Below are 16446 nucleotides of genomic sequence, written 5' to 3'. Positions count from 1 at the left end.
ATAAAATCCATCTAAATCAATAAAAATATCCCCTTAATCCTTTATGCACCTTAGCTAAGAGTATATAAACAAATCGCTCTCCCCTAAATTTTCCAATCATAAATTCACCCCAACTCACAAATTATAATCTTTGAATTGATATTCCAAAGGGGGCTTCATTCAATGACTGTAATTACAAAACTAAAGCAAACTGTTTCTGGATTAAAAAGTGCACAAGCTAGCTTAGAGGGATTCGCTCTTGATACGGATAACCAACAAGCAAAGCAACTTTTCCAAACAGCTGCGCAGCAAACACAAACAATTATCGATTCTTTAAACCCGCGCGTTGAAGAAGTCCAACAAGAAGAACCACAATACACACAGCAATAACAAATCGCTTATATAGCGAAATAGAAAAAGGATGATCTGCAGTCATCCTTTTTCTATCACATTACATACTGCAATAGAAATGGAATGATTATAATGCGAAAAATCGGAATCATAACCGCGTTATTTATGCTCCTATTCGGTTCACTTACCGGATGTGATAATAGCCCATTAGATAAAAAGGTAAAAAAAGAAGAAGCTAAACGAACGGAAGAAGACAAGGGTCCTAAGTTAACAAAAATGAGTACAGAATCCTTTAATCAATCTATATCGCAAGAAGCTAAGAAAAAGGCTCTCGCTATGGAGGGAATTATAGAAGCTACCGCAGTTAATACGAATTTAGATCTTTACATAGCCGTCAAACCTGAACATCACGAAAGATTTGGTTTAAAGCCTCTACGAAGTAAATTAAAAAAGAAGCTAAGTGATGAAAACCCTACTTTCGATATTCGTGTAAGTACAGACAAAAAGATTTTTATGCTTATAAAAGATCTTGAAAACAAGATTAAGAAAAAGGAAGTAAGCAAGGATGGCATTAAAGATCAATTGAAACTCATCCAATCAGAAATGGGATCTAATATTTAAGCTTTCTAAAAGAGAAGGAAGGATTCAAATGTCTAGTAAAGATAAAAATTTAACACCTGTGCAACAGGAATATAAAAAATTCGCGCAAGAACGCGAACCAAAGCGCCCCGTCTTAAAAAATTGTATAAAAGCTTTTTTCGTCGGGGGATTAATTTGTCTAATAGGGCAACTAATTTCTACCTTTTATATTACTTATTTTGATTTCACTGAACGCTCTGCCGGGAATCCTACAGTTGCAACTCTTATTTTTATCTCTATGCTACTGACGGGATTTGGCGTCTACGATCGCATTGGGCAATTTGCTGGTGCTGGCACCGCAGTTCCCGTTACTGGATTTGGTAACTCTGTTATTGCCGCATGTATTGAACACCGTACAGAAGGATTCGTTCTCGGTGTTGGTGGTAACATGTTTAAACTAGCAGGATCGGTTATCTTATTTGGCGTATTTTCAGCTTTTGTCATCGCTCTTATTAAAACGATTCTCTTTCAATGGGGAGGGCTATAAATGTTACAAGGACACCGAACATGGGTATTCGAAAACAAACCAGTTATCATCTCAACAGGTGTAGTCGGTGGCCCATTTGAGGCAAAGGGAAAAATCCCTGAAGACTTCGATACCCTTCATGAAGATTTATGGCTCGGACAAGATTCCTATGAAAAAGCACATAAAATTTTATTTGAAGAAGCTTGTAGCCGTGCTACAGAAAAAGCGAGACTTCGGAAAGATAATATTCAATTCGTTCTCGCTGGAGATTTAATTAACCAAATTACACCTACTAGCTTTGCATGCCGCACACTTGGCACGCCTTATCTTGGTTTATTCGGTGCCTGCTCTACTTCTATGGAAGGCTTAGCACTTGGCGCAAGTATCGTAAATGCGAAAGGCGCGAAATATTTATTAACTGGCGCTTCAAGCCATAATACTGCCGTAGAAAAACAATTCCGCTATCCAACTGAATATGGGGGCCAAAAACCTCCTACCGCCCAGTGGACAGTTACCGGAGCAGGAGCCGCAATTTTGAGCGATACTGGAGACGGCCCAAGGGTAACATCTGCAACAATCGGGCGAGTTGTTGATATGGGATTAACTGATCCATTTAACATGGGAGGTGCGATGGCTCCCGCTGCTGTCGATACAATTGAAGCTCATTTAAGAGAAAGAAATCTCGATGCATCTCACTACGATTTAATCGTAACAGGCGACCTCGGACATGTTGGACGCGAAATTGCTTATGACTTACTACATAAACATGGGACAAAAGTAACAAATGAGCAATTTCAAGATTGCGGACTACTCATTTACAGAGAAGGTCAACCTGTAATAGCCGGCGGAAGTGGCCCAGGCTGTTCAGCAACAGTCGTGTACGGACATTTATTAAATCGAATGAAAAGAGGAGAATTTAATAAAATACTTGTCGTTGCAACAGGTGCTTTACTATCTCCTCTTACATTCCAACAAGAAGAAACGATTCCATGTATCGCTCACGCCGTTTCGATTGAATTTGGAGGTGCAACACAATGATCTTTTTCTGGGCTTTTGTCATCGGTGGACTTATATGTGTAATTGGTCAACTTATGTTTGATGTAGGTAAACTTACTCCTGCCCATACGATGGCAACACTCGTTGTTGCCGGGGCTATATTAGATGGATTCAATCTGTATGAACCATTAATTGATTTCGCTGGGGCTGGGGCAACTGTACCGATTACAAGTTTCGGAAACGCCCTCGTTCACGGCGCGATGGAAGAAGCTGCTAAGCATGGCATTGTCGGCGTTATTACCGGTATGTTTAAAGTAACGAGCGCTGGTGTATCAGCAGCTATTATTTTCGGATTCATCGGAGCATTACTATTTAAACCGAAAGGATAAGAGGTGTTTATATGACTGTTATCGCTAGCGTAAAAACTTGTCTTGCTAGTTTAAGGGGCGCTCAAGCAAGTTTAAGCTCCCTTTCTTTAAATTCAGCAGATGAAGAATCAAAACGCGTATTTCATGAATGCATGTTAGAAATGGACAGTGTCATCACTGATCTAAAAGATAGAGTTTCACTATTAGAACGTGAAGAACCTCAATATAAAGGGTTTTAAGTAAACTGGAGGAAATTGACTATGTCTCACCTACCCGAATGGACACTCGTCATTCTCCGCTCTGTATTCATACTAATCATGCTATTTGCTATTACAAAATGGCTAGGGAAAAGACAAATTTCCCAGCTCTCTTTTTTCGAATACATAGCTGGAATGACAATTGGTGATATTGCTGCCCAAGTATCTACAGGGCTCGATTCAAAATTTTTCCACGGCGTCTTTGCGATACTTATTTTCGCTGTGGTACCTTTTTTCACAGGAATCCTCTCCTTAAAGAACAAAACAGCTCGGGACTTCTTTGAAGGGAAATCTACCGTATTAATAAAAGATGGAAAAATACTCGAAGATAACTTAAAGAAAGAAAAATATACAAGTGACGAATTACTTGAACTACTCCGAGGAAAAGATGCGTTCAGCGTAGCTGATGTTGAATTTGCAGTATTAGAACCGAGCGGAGAGTTAAATGTATTACTGAAGAAAGATCGTCAACCACTCACAGCAAAAGACATCGGTTTAAAAGTACCAAATGAAAAAGAACCACAAACTGTTATTATGGATGGAAATGTACTAGATGAACCTCTTTCCTCTAGTGGACATAACCGTGCTTGGTTACATGCAGAATTAGAAAAGCTTGGCGTTGTCATCGAAAATGTCTTTCTTGGTCAAGTTGACTCATACGGACAACTTACTATCGACATTTACAACGATAAACTCCAAATGCCTTCTCCTCAAAACAAACCTTTACTATTGGCATCTTTAAAAAAGTGTCATGCTGATCTTGAGCTATTTTCTTTAGAAACAAAGTCGAAATCAGCAAGCGAAATGTATAGTAAAAACGCGAAACACATCGAAAAGATTTTAAATAAAGTAACCTATCTTTTAAAAGAATAAATATCGAAAGAACGCTTCAGTAAAAAGGCGTTCTTTTCTTTTTTTCTACAGTTTTTATAACGTTTAAATTTATGTAATTCGGTTATGATGTTGAAGATACATAAGCAGGGAATTTCAAAAACATAGCGAATATTTCATGGTACAACTACATATTTTTTTGATTTAAAGTGGTTTCGTTTGACCTTTATTGACCATAATTGTATTATAAGACTAAGAAAGCTTTAGAAGGAGGAAATAACAGATGAATTTAATTCCTACAGTAATTGAACAAACAAATCGTGGAGAACGCGCTTACGATATTTACTCTCGACTATTAAAAGACCGCATCATTATGCTTGGTAGTGCAATTGATGACAACGTAGCAAACTCAATCGTTTCCCAGCTTTTATTCTTGGAATCTCAAGATCCAGAAAAAGATATTCATATCTACATCAACAGCCCTGGTGGTTCTATCACAGCGGGTATGGCAATTTACGATACAATGCAGTTTATTAAACCACAAGTATCAACAATCTGTATCGGTATGGCTGCATCTATGGGTGCATTCTTACTAGCAGCAGGTGAAAAAGGAAAACGTTTCGCACTTCCAAACAGTGAAGTAATGATTCACCAACCACTTGGCGGTGCACAAGGACAAGCGACTGAAATTGAAATCGCTGCAAAACGTATTCTATTCTTACGTGAAAAATTAAACCAAATTCTAGCTGATCGTACAGGTCAACCACTTGAAGTTCTACAACGCGACACAGACCGCGACAACTTCATGACAGCAGAAAGAGCTCTAGAATACGGCTTAATCGATAAGATCTTTACAAATCGTTAATACTTAAAAGCGGAAGCGCCCTGTAACAGGGCGCTTTTTTTATGATTATGTACCCCCGCTCACATACCCCAATCAGTATCTAATCGAATATATCAACGATTTTCCGAATATATCAAACACAACTCAAATTATATCAACGATTTTTTTTAATATATCAACAGTTCGACACAACATATCGATTTGTCGACAATTTCCGACGAGAACAAATCAGCTACATACCCCACCGATTGTTCCCCCACTAACCAGGTTGCCCACAAATAACTAAACAAAAAAGCTATCGCACATATGCGATAGCAGTTTTATTGTACATATGCAGCTAATGCTTTTAAAGCCTCTTCTGCATCTGAACCTTCTGTTGTAATTGTTATCATGCTGCCAGTTCCGATTGCTAAGCTCATAATCCCCATTATGCTCTTTGCATTCACTGTCTTTCCATCTTTCTCAATGAAAATATCCGCATGAAAGCGATTTGCCTCTTGTACAAACAACGCAGCCGGACGTGCTTGTAAACCGTTTTTTAATGCAACCTTAACTTGTTTTTGAACCACAGCTCCATTTCCCCTTTAACCTCTTATTTTTTTGCTACCGTTTCCCCCGCGCGTAATTTCTCTGCAATTTCATCGATTTTACGCAAACGATGATTAATACCCGATTTACTAATTTTCCCCCCGGATACCATCTCGCCTAACTCTTTCAATGTTACATCTTGATAATCTCTTCTTAGTTGTGCAATTTCTCGTAGTTTATCCGGCAAAATATCAAGACCAATCGTCTCATCAATATAGCGGATATTTTCAATCTGCCTTAGTGCTGCACCAATTGTTTTATTTAAATTGGCTGTTTCGCAGTTCACTAAACGATTTACTGAGTTACGCATATCGCGCACAATTCGAATGTCTTCAAATCTTAAAAGTGCATTATGAGCACCTATAATATTTAAAAACTCCGTAATTTTCTCTGCTTCTTTCAAATACGTAATGTACCCTTTTCTTCTTTCCAACGTCTTACTATTTAAATCAAATCCGTTCATCAGTTCACATATAGCATCATTATGTTCCTTATATAACGAAAAGATCTCTAAATGATAAGATGATGTTTCTGGGTTATTTACTGAACCACCTGCTAAAAATGCACCGCGTAAATACGATCGTTTACAACATTTTTTCTCAATTAATTCTTGTGATATATTTCGAATAAATGAAAAGTCGTCTCGAACAATATGAAGATCCGCTAATATTTCACGAGACTTCTCAACAAGCCGCACAATATATACATTATTTTTCTTCAATCGCATTTTTTTACGAACAAGTAATTCTACCGTAACGTCATATCCTTTTTTCAAAAGCGTATAAATCCTTCTTGCAATTGCTGCATTTTCTGTTTGAATATCGATAGATAGGCGACGGTTTGAAAAAGAAAGTGATCCGTTCATTCGAAGCAACGCTGATAATTCTGCTTTTTCACAGCATTCCTTCATTTCAAGATTCGTCAACTCTTTCTTTGTTTCTGATGCAAATGACACAGTCAACACCTCCTTATACTATTATTGTGGAACAAAAATCTTGTCCTATATGAATGAAGGAGCGTTACCTCAAACGAGGCAACGCACATTTATAACAGTGAATATAAAATAGAAGCTAACTTCAATGTATCATGCCTTACTACACGATCATCGTACTTCGCTAATTGATCTTGAATTACATTAATATTATTTTCAGCCAAACGGTCCTCATCCACTACAACTGGTGCCGACTTTTCTTCCTCATATAACTTACGTAATTCACAAGGAATCTCACGGTTATTTACAATTGTGGTATCGATAAATGGTTGCCCTAAATGATCGTGCAACGCCTGCACATGGTCAAACGCCGTATATCCCATCGTTTCACCCGCTTGCGTCATAACATTACATACATATACCTTCTTCGCTTTTGCAGCAAGAACAGCGTCCCCAATTTTGTTAACAACTAAATTCGGCAATATACTCGTATACAAACTTCCCGGACCGAAAACAAGTAAATCAGCTCGTTTAATCTCAGCCAACGTTTCATGCAATGGCTCTACATCTTCTGGAGTTAAAAAGACACGGTTAATCTTCTTTCCGTAATAAGGAATCTTTGATTCACCTGTTACAATTTCTCCATCTTCTAGTTCCGCATGAAGTACCGCACTTTGATTTGCTGCTGGCAATACACGTCCTCTGACATTTAATACTTTACTCGTTTCCGTAATCGCATGGTAAAAGTCTCCTGTAATCGAAGTCATGCCTGCCAATAGTAAATTTCCTAACGCATGACCTTTCAGTCCGTCTCCTGTTGTGAAACGATGCTGAAATAAAGCTTCCACCAGTGGTTCTACATCTGATAACGCAACAAGTACGTTACGAATGTCACCTGGGGGCGGAATTTCTAGCTCATCACGTAATCTACCTGAACTGCCACCATCATCAGCGATTGTAACAACTGCTGTAATATCAACAGGATATTGCTTTAATCCTCTTAATAAAACAGAGAGTCCAGTTCCTCCTCCCATGATGACAATTTTAGGTTTTCTCTCTTTTTTCATCCCTTAATGGCCCTTTCTCTTCTCCACATCACGATGAGATACATGAACGCTATACTCTGGTTTCAAATGTTTCCCAAGGTATTCTGTAAGCGTAACAGAACGATGTTGTCCACCTGTACATCCAATTGCAATTACAAGTTGACTCTTGCCTTCTCTTTTATAATGAGGCAGCATGAAAGTAATGAGATCTGTCAATTTCTCTAAAAACTTATGTGTCTCATTAAATTTCAGTACATACGATGAAACTTCTTCATCTAGTCCTGTTAATGGCTTCATATGTGGAATGTAATATGGATTCGGTAAAAATCGAACATCAAATACTAAATCTGCATCAATTGGAATTCCGTACTTAAATCCAAATGACATAACATTTACACGAAATGCTTGCTCAGTTTCAGTTGAAAACAGATGAACAATTTTTTCACGTAATTCTTTCGGTTTTAAATCCGATGTATCAAGCACAATATTCGCTCGCGCCTTCATATCTGTTAATAAACCACGCTCCGCTTCGATTCCCTTTAACGGCAAACCAGTTGGCGCAAGTGGATGCGAACGTCTCGTTTCTTTATAACGAGTTACAAGCGTGCTATCTTTCGCATCTAAAAATAAAATATGAGGAATAATCCATGTACGTTCTGATAAATCATCAAGTGCTCCCCATAAATGTTCGAAAAACTCTCGACCACGTAAATCAACGCCAAGTGCTACTTTATTCATTTTCCCTTTTGAATCTGCCATAAGCTCAATAAACTTTGGCAATAACATCGGCGGTAAATTATCTACACAAAAATACCCTAAATCTTCAAAACTTTGCAAAGCTACTGTTTTTCCAGCTCCAGACATCCCTGTAATAATTACCATTTTTATATCATTTTTTTCTGTCATCGTATCCACTCCTTGACGGTTTAACTCGGATCTAATCGATATGAAAGCAACTCAAAATCTGGGGTATATACAAATGTACCGTAGATTATGCCATTTCCTTTAATTAAATAATCAATAATGTGATAATCTCCTGGCGCCATTGCTAAATCATCAATCTTATCAAATGTATGCCAACCAATGATGCCTTCTTCGCTCTCTAGTTTGTTTTCTCCTGCAAAATCTGTCGCTAAAAAGGAGAACATCATCCATTCAGAAACTACTTTATCACCTTCTTGAATGACAAAGGTGAAGACCCCCTTTAACGCTGGGTTTTTTAAATAAATACCTGTTTCTTCACGATATTCGCGAACAACTGAATCTCTTACCGTCTCACCGCGCTCCATTTTCCCGCCCGGTGCAACCCACCAATTTCGGCGAGGTTTTTGAAGTAAGAGTACTTCATTATCTCTAATTAACACACAGTTTGTCACTCTTTGCATGTTTCTTCACCTCAGCTACTTGCAGTAAAATTCCTAACTGCATACTCATTTCATTATACTATCAAAAACAGTTTGCTACAACGAAGGAGCCGGTCCTCTTTCGTTAAGCATATCTACTCAACAATTGTAGAAAAGCTTTCCATAACAAACAATCTAAATGCTTTGACTTTCAATGAATCATATAAAAAACCCCCTTAACGAATTTTATCGTCAAGGGGATTAGAGCTCTTATTTCTTACCGAAATAAGCCACAATCGCAAATCCTAAAATAAAGGTAATAATTGAACTTACAATTGAAAATCCACCAGTTGGAATACCAGGGAACACAATTACAATCGAACCGATAACAAGCCCAATAATTGCCGCAAATGTCATACTTTTATAACGATCTAGTAAAAAACTAATTCCTTTACTACTTACAACAAATCCAACCATAACACCGGCACCAATAACTACGATTAATGGTAAATTGAGTGTAGTTAACGCATTAATCGCTGTTGGGTACACACCGATAATTAATAAAATAAACGATCCACTAATTCCAGGAAGAAGCATAGCCATACTAGCCATCCATCCTGCGAAAAATAAACCGATTGCATTTAGAATTGTTAACGTCGTAATTGGATCTGCTGCCTTATCTGGCTTAAAGAATGCTGTTATTGCAACAAGAATTGCTGCAACAATTAATAAAGCGATATGCTTACCTTTAAACGTCGCCTTTGCATCAGCTTCTCTCATTAACATTGGTAATATACTAATAATTAAACCGAGGAAGAAAAATTGAGTCGGTTCATGATGATTTTCAAGTAAATATTTAATAACGTGACTTAGCGTTAAAAACGCTGCCGCCACACCAGCAGCAAGAGGAATTAAAAATCCCAAATGTTTTTTCCATTCACGACTAAAGAACCCGCTAATTGCCGCAAGCAATTGTTCATAAATTCCTAACACAACAGCGATTGTACCGCCGCTCACACCAGGAATTAAATCACTAACGCCCATACAAAATCCACGATATATATTACGCCATTCCATACTGAATAAATTCCTCATTTCTTATAGTGATTTTTTCCGTAAATTCCAGTATATCAATAAGAAAGCTTATAATCCTTATTGTTTTTGACAAATTTTTGACATTTTCACACACACACAAAAAAAAAAAAAAAGAAGAAAGCTCCTATTAGTAGCTTTCTTCTCAAAAGGTATATTACCCCTTATTTTTCTGTTACAGCTTTTAGTTCCTCTACTAATTCTTCTACGTAATGTTGTGCGCTTTGCGCTGCAATACTACCATCGCCAGTTGCAGTTACAATTTGACGAAGCATTTTCTCGCGAACATCACCAGCTGCGAAAATACCAGGAACTTTCGTTTCCATACGCTCATTCGTTTCAACGTAACCATTCTCATTTGTAATACCTAATTCAACAAACGGTTTTGATAAAGGTAGCATACCGATGTATACGAACACGCCGTCAGTTTTGAATTCTTTTTCTTCGCCACTGTTTACGTCTACAAGTGTTACACTTCCTACTTTACCATTTTTATCATTAATTTCTTTTATAGTGTGATTCCAAATGAAATCTACTTTCTCATTTTGGAAAGCACGATCTTGTAAAATTTTCTGTGCACGAAGCTTGTCACGACGGTGAACAATTGTTACTTTTGATGCGAAGCGTGTTAAGAACACACCCTCTTCAACAGCAGAATCTCCGCCGCCAATAACAACAAGTTCTTTCCCTTTAAAGAATGCACCATCACATACCGCACAATACGATACACCGCGGCCACCAAGTTCTGTTTCACCTGGTACACCGATTTTTTTATACTCTGCACCGCTTGCAACGATAATTGCACGTGCTTTATATTCTTTTTTACCAGCAATAATTGTTTTGTATTCTTTACCATCGATGATTTCTTTCACATCACCGTATGCATATTCAGCACCAAATTTCTTCGCATGCTCGAACATTTTATTTGATAAGTCTGGTCCTAAAATAGACTCATAACCTGGGTAGTTTTCTACATCTTCTGTATTTGCCATTTGTCCGCCTGGAATACCACGCTCAAGCATCAATGTGCTTAAATTCGCACGAGATGTATATACTGCAGCTGTCATACCAGCTGGTCCTGCACCAATAATAATGACATCATAAATTTTTTCTTCTGACACACTATTCACTCCTATCCATTCCTACACAATTAAGTTACCCTCATTATACTGTTAGCATCATTTTTTTCCCAATGATTTGCCTACCCTATGTGTGCGTACGCTTCACAGCCTGCACATACTTTCGTACAGTCGCTACAGATACATTATATACATCTCCAAGCTCAGACTGTGTCATCTTATTTTTTTGTTCGCCGCGCACAATATATTCAATTGCTGCCGACCAACCGTACACATTTGTAAAGGTCGCTCCAGATGTATATAAACGTATGAACGTACAAAACCAAAAGTTTAAACACTCTTCAATTAATTCATCATCTTTTTTCGTATAATTGTATAATGCATCCGCAATTCGCACACACTGTTCAAATTGCTGTAAATCAGCTGGAATGCTTTTATGGCTATTAAGTAAAAAGAAATACTTTGCAAGTTGCGATACGATTGGAACACCATTCTTCGCTTGCGTTATATCAAAGAAGAATCCTACCTTCTCTGGCGTTGACAATTCATTCATTAAATATAAAGCTAGCATTTGCTCCTCTAGCGTCGCACTTTGCTGAAATGTCTTTCGTAATTCTTCAAATAACACGTTTTGTCCTTCATCGGCTAAATTTAGCGCGTTCCACGGCTCTTTTCCCTTTTTATCAGGGTGCAATTCGACAACATGTTGCCACATTTTTTCAGCTACTTGCTGATCTTTTACCATATACGCAGAATACGCAAACCAATAATAAAAACTAACATCGCCTTCGTATCCTTGACGCTTTAATACTTTGAACCATTTATATGCATGCTCGAAATGACCAATTGTTGCAAGTGTCGTTCCAAGCTTCAAACGATGTTCAAATGAAATCGGATATACTGAAACTAACTGTCCTGCTAATGCTTCCACTTGTTTATGTTCTCCAATTGAATATAGAAAAATAAGCGTATTACAAAGCGCATGCATATTTCCAGGGTTTTTCTCTAAAATCATTTCCGTTAACTTAAGTGCCTTATCTACATTTCCAGATTGAAAATGTGCAATGGCTAAATTATTATGACCTGACCAAAATTCCGGATAATCTTTCGTAACAATTTCTAACGTAGCAATTGCTTCTTCTAATTGTCCATTACGAATATAACGATTCGCCTCTTCCTGCATAACAATTAAATCATCTTCATCCTCAATCTCTTCCGTACCCATCGCTTCTTCTTCCATAATCTCAAGCAATTCTAATGTATCTTCTACAAATTCCTTCTCTTCTGCAATATCTAAATAGCGCTCCGCATACTTTTTCGCCTGCTGAAATAGCCCCATATATGCATAATTATTTGCAATAAAATAATAGCACTGTTCGAGTTCTGGGTTAGATTTAATTAGCTTTAAGAAGATTTGATTTGACTCTTGATATTCACCAACTTCAGATAATGTTATTGCTAATTGGCATAAAATAAACGGCTCCTTCTCACTTTGTGCCGCTCTTCGAAAATATTTAATTGCATCTTGCAATTTTTGCCCTTTGTAAGCCCTCATCCCTTTTTTATAAAAGAAGTCCGCTAATTGATTAAAAGAGATAACTTGTCCATTCTCCTTATATATTCTTTGATTTTTCCCCATATATCCTCCAGTTTTTTGTTTTCTTCGCTCACACATTCTTCTATCTATAAGTATAAACGATTCCGTAAAAAACAAAACAGTATATTATACTCAATTATTTCCTTTTTATTCATAAAAAAAGAGGAGAAATGTTACATTTTCAACATGAATCTTCCCTAGCAGCCATTTGCGCTTTCGTATAAATAATCCGCATTGGATTTCCACCTACGAAAGCGCCGCTTGGTACATCTTTATGGACAAGTGTTCCAGCTGAAACAATAGCGCCATCTCCAATCACTACCCCCGGTAAGATTGTCGTGTTCGCTCCGATCATCACTTCATTTCCTATAACAATCTCTCCAAGTCGATATTCACGAATTAAATACTCATGTGCTAAAAACGTTGTATTGTATCCGATAATTGAATTGTCACCTACAGTAATCTTTTCTGGAAACATAATATCTGGCATAACCATAAGTGCAAATGATGTTTTTTTTCCTACTTTCATTCGTAGGAACGTACGATACAACCAATTCTTCACAGATAAAAATGGTGTGTAACGTGCAATTTGAATGATAATAAAATTCTTCATTACCTTCCAAAAAGAGACTGTTTTATACACATTCCATAATGAATTCTCTCCTGAAACAGGATAGCGCGTTGTCCGTCGCACTTAACTCTCTCCTCTACTAAAAAAAGTGAAACTTTAAGTTAGTAGGGACACACAGCCCCTACTTGCTTACTTGGACCTTTATGAACGATTAAGGCCGGACAAAATCGGTATTACATCACTCATTTTATCTAGCATAAAGTCCGGTTTATAAGCTTCTAAATATGCTCTTCCTTTCAATGTCCATGAAACCGCCGCTGTTTTCGTACCCGCATTTTGTCCGCCGACAATATCATGATGATTATCACCAACCATCAATGTTTCTTCTGGTCTTGCCTCTAATAATTTCAACGCTTTTTGAAGTGGTTCTGGATGTGGTTTCACATGTTCCACATCATCAATTGTCACGACCACATCAAAAAATTGATCAAGTTTCGAAAGCTTTAATCCCATTTCAACCGTCTGTCTTGCTTTTGTTGTAACAATACCAATTTTATAACCTTTCTTCTTCAACTCTTGAACTGTTTCATATACAGTTTCATATTCTTCCACTAATTCATCGTGATGATCATGGTTAAATTGGCGATAACATGTAATCATCTCTTCAACCTTACTTTCATCAATCTTGCTGAAAGTATCATGTAAAGATGGACCGATAAATGGCAATACATCTTCACGTTTATATTGATTTGGATAATATGTATGTAACACATGTAAAAAAGAAGATATAATAAGTTCGTTTGTATTAATTAAAGTCCCATCTAAATCAAATAACACTGTATTTATTTGCATCGCCTTTCGTCCCTTCACTTTCCTGAATATGAAAGAAGCAGCATCTTATAATAAGATGCTACTTTTCTCTAATTTTCTAAATATCTTTTATCAGCTTGCCCCATTTTTCGTCTCACAATAATGAAAATAATAGAAATAACAACAATTCCAATAGACATTACTTGTGCAATACGAAGTGGTCCTAACATTAAACTATCTGTACGCAAACCTTCTACGAAGAAGCGCCCAACTGAATACCAAATTAAATATGTGAAGAATAATTCCCCGCGGCGTAAATTCACTTTTCGTAATGCGAGTAGTAAAATAACACCTGCAAAGTTCCATAATGATTCATATAAAAACGTTGGGTGATAATACACACCATCAATATACATTTGATTAATAATAAATTGTGGTAAATGAAGCCCTTCTAAAAACTGTCTCGTTACTTCGCCACCATGTGCCTCTTGGTTCATAAAGTTTCCCCATCGGCCAATTGCTTGTCCTAGTAAAATACTTGGTGCGGCAATATCCGCTAACTTCCAGAATGAAAGCCCGCGTCGTTTCGCAAAAAGAATTCCTGTAATAACAGCCCCAATTAAACCACCATGAATCGCCAAACCACCTTGACGGATTCTAATAATTTGACTTGGGTTTTGCGAATAATATTCCCATTCGAAAACGACATAGTACATTCTCGCAAAAAGAATAGCGATTGGTACTGCAATTAATACAAGGTCAATAAATGTATCTTTTGGAATACCTAGCCTTTCTCCCTCGCGAGTTGCTAGCCAAAGACCTAATAGCACACCTGTACCGATAATAACTCCATACCAATAAACAGGGAACGGTCCGAGCTGGATTGCTACACGGTCAAGCTGTGGTACAGAACCTAACAGCATATGTATGACCTCCCTCTCCAAAGTTTACTCCTGATTTCCTAACTCAATCGCACTCATTAATCGTTCAGAGAACTGCTGTGCTGCATTGACTCCCATACGTTTTAAACGGAAGTTCATCGCTGCCACTTCAATAATAACAGCCAAGTTTCGACCAGGACGAACTGGAAGTGTAATCTTCGTAAGTTCTGTATCAATAATCTTCATCTTCTCTTCATCAAGACCTAAGCGATCATAATTTTTCTTTTGATCCCAAATTTCAAGATTAATAACAAGTGTAATACGCTTATAATTTCGCACTGCCCCTGCACCGAATAACGTCATTACGTTAATGATACCTAGACCACGAATTTCTAATAAGTGCTCAATTAAATCAGGTGAGCTTCCTATTAATGTGTCTTCATCTTCTTGACGAATTTCTACGCTATCATCCGCAACTAAACGATGACCACGTTTTACAAGCTCAAGCGCCGTCTCACTTTTCCCTACACCACTTTGTCCTGTAATTAAAACACCAACGCCATAAATATCCACTAACACACCATGAACAGCTGTTGTTGGCGCTAACTTACCTTCTAAATAGTTTGTTAAACGACTTGATAATCTCGTCGTCGTTTGAGAAGAACGTAATAAAGGCACACCTGATTCACGTGATGCTTGCAGTAGCTCATCCGGCACATCTTGATTACGAGTTACAATAATACACGGCGTCTCCTCAGTACAAAGCGCTTTCATTCTCTCTTGTTTTTGCTCTGGCGTTAACGTGTCAAAGAACGTAAGCTCCGTTTTCCCAAGAAGTTGCACACGATCAGCTGGATAATATGTGAAAAATCCTGCCATTTCAATTCCAGGTCGTGATAAATCACTTGTATCAATTGGACGATGAATTCCTTCTTCACCACTTACTAACTCCAATTGAAATTGTTCAATTAGATCTTTTGTCCTTACTTTCGGCATATGTATAAACCTCCACTCCGCTGCGGGTTCAGTCTCATTTGATGTAAAATTCCATTCTACCGGATATTGTACCATTTTTTTCTGGAAACAAGAAATACGGTTTCTAATAAATAGAAAAAAACATTTCATACGAATGATGAAATGTTTTTCTTTTTGTCATTTTCTCTTTTTTTCATATAACGGTTCAACAATTGCCTTTTCAATTATCATATTAAAAATCGAAATACAAATTGCCGCAACAATCGCTACACCAAATCCGGATATATTAAAAGCATCCCCTAATAATGAATCTGCCATTTTTAACGTAATCGCATTAATAACAATTAAGAAGAAACCGAACGTTATAACAGTAATCGGTAGCGTAATTAAAATTAAAAACGGCTTTACAAACACATTTAAAACCGCCAATATAATACTCGCAATAATTGCCGTTTGTATATTTGCTACGTAAAATGCGTCTGGTGCAACCCCTTTTAAAAGGCCGGATACAGCGATTAACACAACGCTATTTACAAGAAGTGATACAATCCATCTCATTTTCTTACACATCCTTTTAACATATATAATTCATCATACGCTAATAGATAATAAACGCAAGTATACTATAAATACTTATACTTATTCTATCCTTCATGCTTGTATACCTACTAACATTTTTTTGTGAAATAAGGACCACACCATCTATGTTCATGAGTTTTTACAAAGGTCCAAGTAAAGTCTCTGTCTACAATATAAATGTCGCCTTTGAAAAAACCGAGTGTCATTCCCACTCGGCTTTCAT

Annotated in this window: 21 protein-coding genes and 1 pseudogene; 8 read left to right on the top strand and 14 right to left on the bottom strand. The window is 37.3% G+C overall.

Annotated elements, in window-relative coordinates:
* Nucleotides 1-162: 162 nt before the first annotated feature.
* The 8 genes from MR065_RS12260 to clpP all read left to right on the top strand — a co-directional run bounded on the left by MR065_RS12260 (nt 163) and on the right by clpP (nt 4752).
* Nucleotides 163-369, top strand: coding sequence for a DUF1657 domain-containing protein (locus tag MR065_RS12260; RefSeq protein ID WP_000216167.1), 207 nt, complete (start codon nt 163-165; stop codon nt 367-369).
* Between the two features lie 93 nt (nt 370-462).
* Complete coding sequence (locus MR065_RS12255) at nt 463-951, top strand: YhcN/YlaJ family sporulation lipoprotein (protein ID WP_242213834.1); 489 nt, start codon at nt 463-465, stop codon at nt 949-951.
* A 28-nt stretch (nt 952-979) separates the two neighbouring features.
* A complete protein-coding gene (spoVAC, locus tag MR065_RS12250; protein ID WP_242213833.1) occupies nt 980-1456 on the top strand; it encodes a stage V sporulation protein AC in 477 nt (158 codons plus the stop codon).
* Complete coding sequence (gene spoVAD, locus MR065_RS12245) at nt 1457-2473, top strand: stage V sporulation protein AD (RefSeq protein WP_242213832.1); 1017 nt, start codon at nt 1457-1459, stop codon at nt 2471-2473.
* A complete protein-coding gene (gene spoVAE, locus MR065_RS12240) occupies nt 2470-2820 on the top strand; it encodes a stage V sporulation protein AE (protein WP_000575919.1) in 351 nt (116 codons plus the stop codon). The genes spoVAD and spoVAE overlap by 4 nt, the downstream gene beginning before the upstream one ends.
* 11 nt (nt 2821-2831) lie before the next feature.
* The gene (locus MR065_RS12235) at nt 2832-3038 is read left to right on the top strand and encodes a DUF1657 domain-containing protein (RefSeq protein WP_097904164.1); all 207 of its coding nucleotides are present in this window, start codon (nt 2832-2834) and stop codon (nt 3036-3038) included.
* A gap of 21 nt (nt 3039-3059) precedes the next feature.
* Entirely contained in the window at nt 3060-3929 is an 870-nt protein-coding gene (locus MR065_RS12230; RefSeq protein WP_242213831.1) for a DUF421 domain-containing protein, read from the top strand.
* A 241-nt stretch (nt 3930-4170) separates the two neighbouring features.
* Complete coding sequence (clpP, locus tag MR065_RS12225) at nt 4171-4752, top strand: ATP-dependent Clp endopeptidase proteolytic subunit ClpP (protein WP_001049156.1); 582 nt, start codon at nt 4171-4173, stop codon at nt 4750-4752.
* Nucleotides 4753-5051: 299 nt separating this feature from the next.
* On the opposite strand, the gene MR065_RS12220 is transcribed toward clpP, so the two are convergent.
* The 14 genes and pseudogenes from MR065_RS12220 to MR065_RS12155 form a co-directional block, all read right to left on the bottom strand.
* Complete coding sequence (locus MR065_RS12220; RefSeq protein ID WP_242213830.1) at nt 5052-5300, bottom strand: HPr family phosphocarrier protein; 249 nt, start codon at nt 5298-5300, stop codon at nt 5052-5054.
* A gap of 23 nt (nt 5301-5323) precedes the next feature.
* Nucleotides 5324-6274, bottom strand: coding sequence for a DNA-binding protein WhiA (gene whiA, locus MR065_RS12215; protein ID WP_128856313.1), 951 nt, complete (start codon nt 6272-6274; stop codon nt 5324-5326).
* Nucleotides 6275-6363: 89 nt separating this feature from the next.
* Complete coding sequence (locus MR065_RS12210) at nt 6364-7317, bottom strand: gluconeogenesis factor YvcK family protein (RefSeq protein ID WP_242213829.1); 954 nt, start codon at nt 7315-7317, stop codon at nt 6364-6366.
* A gap of 3 nt (nt 7318-7320) precedes the next feature.
* Nucleotides 7321-8202 carry an RNase adapter RapZ gene (gene rapZ / locus MR065_RS12205; protein ID WP_097904159.1) on the bottom strand — a complete coding sequence of 294 codons (882 nt, stop codon included), beginning with the start codon at nt 8200-8202 and terminating at the stop codon, nt 7321-7323.
* 20 nt (nt 8203-8222) lie between these two features.
* The gene (locus MR065_RS12200) at nt 8223-8681 is read right to left on the bottom strand and encodes an NUDIX hydrolase (RefSeq protein WP_001190080.1); all 459 of its coding nucleotides are present in this window, start codon (nt 8679-8681) and stop codon (nt 8223-8225) included.
* Nucleotides 8682-8909: 228 nt separating this feature from the next.
* On the bottom strand, nt 8910-9716 hold the full coding sequence (locus MR065_RS12195; RefSeq protein ID WP_098268276.1) for a DUF368 domain-containing protein: 807 nt from the start codon (nt 9714-9716) through the stop codon (nt 8910-8912).
* A 179-nt stretch (nt 9717-9895) separates the two neighbouring features.
* Nucleotides 9896-10852 carry a thioredoxin-disulfide reductase gene (gene trxB, locus MR065_RS12190; RefSeq protein WP_242213828.1) on the bottom strand — a complete coding sequence of 319 codons (957 nt, stop codon included), beginning with the start codon at nt 10850-10852 and terminating at the stop codon, nt 9896-9898.
* A gap of 85 nt (nt 10853-10937) precedes the next feature.
* A complete protein-coding gene (locus tag MR065_RS12185) occupies nt 10938-12449 on the bottom strand; it encodes a tetratricopeptide repeat protein (RefSeq protein WP_242213827.1) in 1512 nt (503 codons plus the stop codon).
* A gap of 139 nt (nt 12450-12588) precedes the next feature.
* The gene (locus MR065_RS12180; RefSeq protein WP_242213826.1) at nt 12589-13101 is read right to left on the bottom strand and encodes an acyltransferase; all 513 of its coding nucleotides are present in this window, start codon (nt 13099-13101) and stop codon (nt 12589-12591) included.
* Nucleotides 13102-13179: 78 nt separating this feature from the next.
* Nucleotides 13180-13830, bottom strand: a complete 651-nt coding sequence (gene ppaX / locus MR065_RS12175) for a pyrophosphatase PpaX (protein WP_242213825.1) — start codon at nt 13828-13830, stop codon at nt 13180-13182.
* A 68-nt stretch (nt 13831-13898) separates the two neighbouring features.
* Nucleotides 13899-14711: a prolipoprotein diacylglyceryl transferase gene (gene lgt / locus MR065_RS12170; protein WP_242213824.1), complete on the bottom strand. Its 813-nt coding sequence runs from the start codon at nt 14709-14711 to the stop codon at nt 13899-13901.
* 24 nt (nt 14712-14735) lie between these two features.
* Nucleotides 14736-15665 carry an HPr(Ser) kinase/phosphatase gene (gene hprK / locus MR065_RS12165; RefSeq protein ID WP_097904152.1) on the bottom strand — a complete coding sequence of 310 codons (930 nt, stop codon included), beginning with the start codon at nt 15663-15665 and terminating at the stop codon, nt 14736-14738.
* 156 nt (nt 15666-15821) lie between these two features.
* Nucleotides 15822-16202: a phage holin family protein gene (locus MR065_RS12160; RefSeq protein ID WP_097904151.1), complete on the bottom strand. Its 381-nt coding sequence runs from the start codon at nt 16200-16202 to the stop codon at nt 15822-15824.
* Between the two features lie 110 nt (nt 16203-16312).
* A pseudogene (locus tag MR065_RS12155) lies at nt 16313-16414 on the bottom strand (DUF4275 family protein); the annotation flags it as partial.
* Nucleotides 16415-16446: the final 32 nt, after the last annotated feature.

The organism is Bacillus cereus group sp. BfR-BA-01383, from assembly GCF_022663495.1.
Lineage (GTDB): Bacteria > Bacillota > Bacilli > Bacillales > Bacillaceae_G > Bacillus_A > Bacillus_A cereus_AU.
The sequence above is the reverse complement of the archived record's forward strand: the minus strand, read 5'-3'. Positions and strand labels throughout refer to the sequence as shown.